General features: G+C 41.1%; 4 protein-coding genes and 1 tRNA gene. All 5 read left to right on the top strand.

Annotated features, from left to right (window positions below):
* On the top strand, positions 1-1,676 hold a 1,676-nt coding region (locus AB5754_RS12535; RefSeq protein ID WP_368259634.1), incomplete at its 5' end, for a glycosyl hydrolase family 65 protein.
* Positions 1,677-1,818: 142 nt separating this feature from the next.
* Positions 1,819-1,891: transfer RNA gene (locus tag AB5754_RS12530), tRNA-Gln, on the top strand.
* Between the two features lie 173 nt (positions 1,892-2,064).
* Positions 2,065-3,852, top strand: coding sequence for a heavy metal translocating P-type ATPase (locus AB5754_RS12525; protein WP_368251631.1), 1,788 nt, complete (start codon positions 2,065-2,067; stop codon positions 3,850-3,852).
* A 73-nt stretch (positions 3,853-3,925) separates the two neighbouring features.
* Positions 3,926-4,276, top strand: a complete 351-nt coding sequence (locus AB5754_RS12520) for a DUF2200 domain-containing protein (protein ID WP_368251630.1) — start codon at positions 3,926-3,928, stop codon at positions 4,274-4,276.
* A gap of 162 nt (positions 4,277-4,438) precedes the next feature.
* Positions 4,439-4,609, top strand: a complete 171-nt coding sequence (locus AB5754_RS12515) for a hypothetical protein (RefSeq protein WP_368251629.1) — start codon at positions 4,439-4,441, stop codon at positions 4,607-4,609.
* Positions 4,610-4,677 lie beyond the last annotated feature (68 nt).

The following is a 4,677-nucleotide window of genomic DNA, read 5'->3' as shown; positions in this document are numbered from 1 at the left end:
GTTATTTATTATTAAAAGCGATAACTGAAGAAGCAGGCAAAGCTATCGCAGTGGCACAGGAAATCACGTTTCCAACTCTAGAAACACAACCAGAGTTTATATTATTAAATGATCAGGGACTTTTAATACGTCAGTATCATTTATTTGTAACCCCGGAAGAACCACTTATTTTGGAAGTTTTTGGAGCTACGTATAATGAAAATGACGTAGCAGAGCCAGCTAAAGCTGCTGCGACTGCGATTAGTACAGCAAAAACGGTTGGCTTTGAAGCTTTATTTCAAGACCATTGTCGCATCTGGGATGAACTGTGGCAACAAGCCGATGTAGTGATTGAAGGTGATGAAGAAGCCCAACTAGCTTTACGGTACAGTATTTATCATTTGCTGTCTATTGCTCCTCGTCATTCGGATCAGGTGTCCATTCCGGCTCGAGGGCTTTCAGGTCAGACCTATAAAGGAGCAGTATTTTGGGATACGGAGATGTTTATGCTACCTTTTTACATGCGGACTTTACCTAAAGTGGCGCGTAATTTACTGTTGTACCGAGTTCATACCTTGCCAGGAGCCTTAGAAAAAGCTCAGAGCTATGGGTTTCAGGGGGCATTTTATGCTTGGGAAAGTCAAGAAGGGGGCTTTGATGCGACTTCAGATTATAACGTCACGGATGTCTTTACAAAGAGGCCCATGCGAACTTATTTCAAGGATAAGCAAATTCATATTAGTGGGGATATTGCCTACGCTATTGGTGAATATGTGAAATGTACGGGAGATTATTCGTTAATTTTGGCAGGTGGGGCAGAAGTCATTTTTCAATGTGCGGCCTTTTATGCCTCTTATAGTTACTATAAACCGAATAAGGAGCGTTATGAATTTGTTGATGTGATTGGTCCTGATGAATATCATGAGCGAGTTTACAACAACGCTTATACCAATAAAATTGCCAGTGAGACTTTAAAGCTTGCGTTGAATTTGTGGTCAGAGCTCGAAGACGAATACTCGGAATTTCTAGAAATTTTGTTGGGAAAAACGGGTCTAGAAGGACAACGGTCAATTTGGCAGGAGTTGGTCTCAAAGCTTTACTTACAAGAACCAGATCAAAATGGCTTAATCGAACAGTTTGATGGCTATTTTCAGTTAGAAGACACCACCGTAGCAGATGTGCGTTCGCGTTTGTTAGATTCTAAAGAGTACTGGGGTGGAGCTTATGGTGTAGCTGCAGATACTCAAATTATCAAACAAGCCGATGTTATCTTGATGTTGCAGTTATTTGGCGAGGAATATCCTCTTGAATTTTTACAAAAAAATTGGGAGTATTATGAGCCTCGCACGGAACATGGGTCTTCATTAAGTGCTTGTCTTTACGCTTTAGTGGCTTGTCGTTTTGGTAATCAAGAATGGGCTTATCCATTTTTTATGAAAACTGCTACGGTTGACCTTTCTGGGAAAAGTAAACAATATGCTGGTACGATTTATATTGGCGGAACGCATCCCGCAGCCAATGGTGGAGCATGGATGACGGCAGTTCTTGGATTTGCTGGTTTAAAAGAAACTGGTGAAGTCACTGCTACCCCTCGCTTACCTGAAAAATGGCAATCTGTGACTTTTAAGACGCATTATCAAGGAAAAAGGTATCAAGTTAAGGTAAGTCAAGAGAAAGTGGAAATTAGTAATTTATAAGAAGTAAAAATGATAAAGCCTCGTTGAAAGTGAAGTCAACAGAGGCTTTATCTTCAGTAGTGAAATAACCGATATTGAGTAAGTCAAAGCGTATCCCTTGCAGATTTTATTACCCAGGAGTATGCTATTTCTGTTGGATTTTTGGGATATGGCCAAACTGGTAAGGCGCCTGACTCTGAATCAGGTAAGTGCAGGTTCGAGCCCTGCTATCCCAATCGTTATTCTCCCAATTTAGGTCTTTCTACGTTTGCGATGTAGAAAGGCTTTTTTATTTGGCAAAATTCATCTGATTCTGATACTCCTTCTCAGTTAAGCTTCATTGGTTGTAATACAAGAAATTTCTTCTATGCTAAAGGTAGAGGTTGTGCTTTAAAAAGGAGGAAGTATCATGACTCATTTTAAAAAATTTATGATTACACTTATGGTTGGCGTTTTGGCTTTAATGGCTGAATTCGTTCTAAAAAAACCGGAATGGGCCTTTTTATTAGTGGCGATTTTAGGTGGTTTACTAGCATTATCCATGTTAAAAGAAATGGTTGCGACTTTACGCAGTGGCCGCTATGGTATTGATATTTTGGCGATTACAGCAATTGTAGCTACTTTAGCGGTTAAAGAATACTGGGCTAGTTTGATGATTTTAATCATGTTAACTGGTGGAGATAGTTTAGAAGACTATGCCAGTCAAGAAGCAGGGCGGGAATTGCAGCAGTTGTTGAAACAAGCCCCTACGTTAGCCCACCGAATCAGTGCTAGTAAATTAACCGATATTCCCGTGGAGCAAGTCCAAGTGGGAGAGCGGATTTTAGTAAAGCCTCAAGAATTAGTGCCTTTGGATGGTTTAGTGTTAACTGGTTCTAGTAATGTGGATGAATCTTCATTGACTGGAGAAGCGAGACCTGTGAAAAAAGACCGGGGCGATGAAGTGATGTCAGGGTCAATCAATGGGGATGAAGCCTTAGAAATCAAGGTCACAAAGCTTGCCCAAAATTCTCAATACCAAACAATTGTAAAATTGGTAAAAGAATCCCAAGCAAAACCGGCTCATTTTGTTCGCTTGGCGGATCGTTATGCGGTACCTTTTACATTGTTAGCCTATGGAATTGGTGGCTTGGCTTGGTTAGTGACGGGAAATCCCGTACGCTTTGCTCAAGTTTTAGTGGTCGCGTCTCCTTGTCCGTTAATTTTAGCGGCGCCTATTGCGTTAATCGCAGGAATGAGTCGCTCCAGCCGTAATGGAATGATTGTCAAAACAGGAACGACCATTGAGAAGATGGCGGAGGTGAAAACGGTCGCTTTTGATAAAACCGGTACGATTACCGCCGGAACTTTGGCTGTGGAAAAAATTATTGCCCAAGGACCTTTTAATGAAGAAGAACTACTAGCCATAGCAGCAGGGGCAGAAGAAAGTTCCAGTCATATACTGGCACGTTCTTTAGTTCAATACGGTAAAAGTAAAGTTACTTTGCATCATTTTGATGAGGTGAAAGAGGTAGTTGGACAAGGAATCGAAACGATTTACCAAGGAAAAACAGTAAGAATCGGCAGTGCAGAGTTTACCCATGCACAAAAGACAGCCCATGAAACGGCAATTTATATTGAATGGAATCATCAAGTAGTAGGACAGATTCTCTTTAAAGATCAGATTCGTCCAGAAGCAAGAACTACGATTGAAACATTAAAGAGCTTAGGCGTGGCCAAGGTCATGATGTTAACCGGTGACCAAGAGTCCATTGCTAAAGAAATTGCGCAAGAAGCAGGGATTAAGGAGATTCACGGGGGCTGTTTACCAGAGGATAAATTAGCTATTTTAAGAGAAGTTCCTAAAAGCAAGCGGCCGCTGATGATGGTGGGGGACGGGGTCAACGATGCTCCGGCACTAGCTGTAGCTGATGTGGGCGTGGCAATGGGAGCTCGGGGTTCTTCAGCAGCTAGTGAAAGTGCTGCTGCGGTAGTTTTGAAAGATGATTTAAGCTGTGTAGCCAATGGTGTCGCAGTCGCCAAGCAAACCATGAGAATTGCCAAACAGTCGGTTTTGGTAGGGTTAGTTTGTTGCGTGATTTTAATGGTGATTGCCGCTTTTGGCTGGATTCCTACATTATTAGGAGCGATTTTGCAAGAAGTAGTGGACACATTGTCCATTTTAAGTGCATTACGGGCTAAAAATGATCGCTCGTAATAAGTAAAGCCAGTGAAAGGACGTAGCGAAGGAAAGTTGTTATACTATTCGTAGCATATGTTAGGAGGATAACATGGATAAACCTAAAATTTATCAGATGAGCTTTGCCAGTGTTTACCCACTTTATGTGGCAAAAGCAGAGCGTAAAAACCGACAAAAAGCCGAAGTAAATCAGATAATCACTTGGCTAACCGGCTATTCCGAAACAAAACTGGCAGAACAAATTGCGAAAGAAGTTGACTTTGAAACCTTTTTTAAGGAAGCACCTAAAATGCAGCCCAACCGTTCTTTAATCAAAGGCGTAGTCTGTGGGGTGCGGGTAGAAGAAATTAAAGAACCTCTTATGCAAGAAATTCGCTATTTGGATAAGTTGATTGATGAACTGGCAAAAGGAAAAGCTATGGGAAAAATCCTACGAAAATAATTAAGTTGGCCAAAAAGTAGCCCATATTTTGTGAACAAAGTATGGTGATTGAAAGAGAAATTTTGCTTCTTTATGAACAAATTTTGACTTTTTCTCGGAAACCTTTACAAATAACTTTTGTCATGGTATAACCTCAAAAAAGAAACATCGAGGTGAGGACCAATGAAAAAAACTGATGTGGAAAAAGGTATGATCTACGAGGCGGAAGTTGTCGGCCAAAAAGGGCGTCAACAAGTACAAATCCTCCGTGTTCTGGAAAAAACTTGCACCGTGGAATTAAAAAAGACTGGCGAGCTAGCCTTAGTCAAAATCGAAAGCTTAACTAGCGTCTAAAGAACCCCGGTAATCACGTTGATTTTGTGATTACCGGGGCATTTTTATGGCTTGATATAGGCATAACC

The organism is Enterococcus sp. 2201sp1_2201st1_C11_2201SCRN_220225 (genome assembly GCF_040925905.1).
GTDB classification, from domain to species: Bacteria; Bacillota; Bacilli; order Lactobacillales; family Enterococcaceae; genus Enterococcus_C; species Enterococcus_C asini_A.
This window is presented reverse-complemented; position numbering and strand designations above follow the sequence as displayed.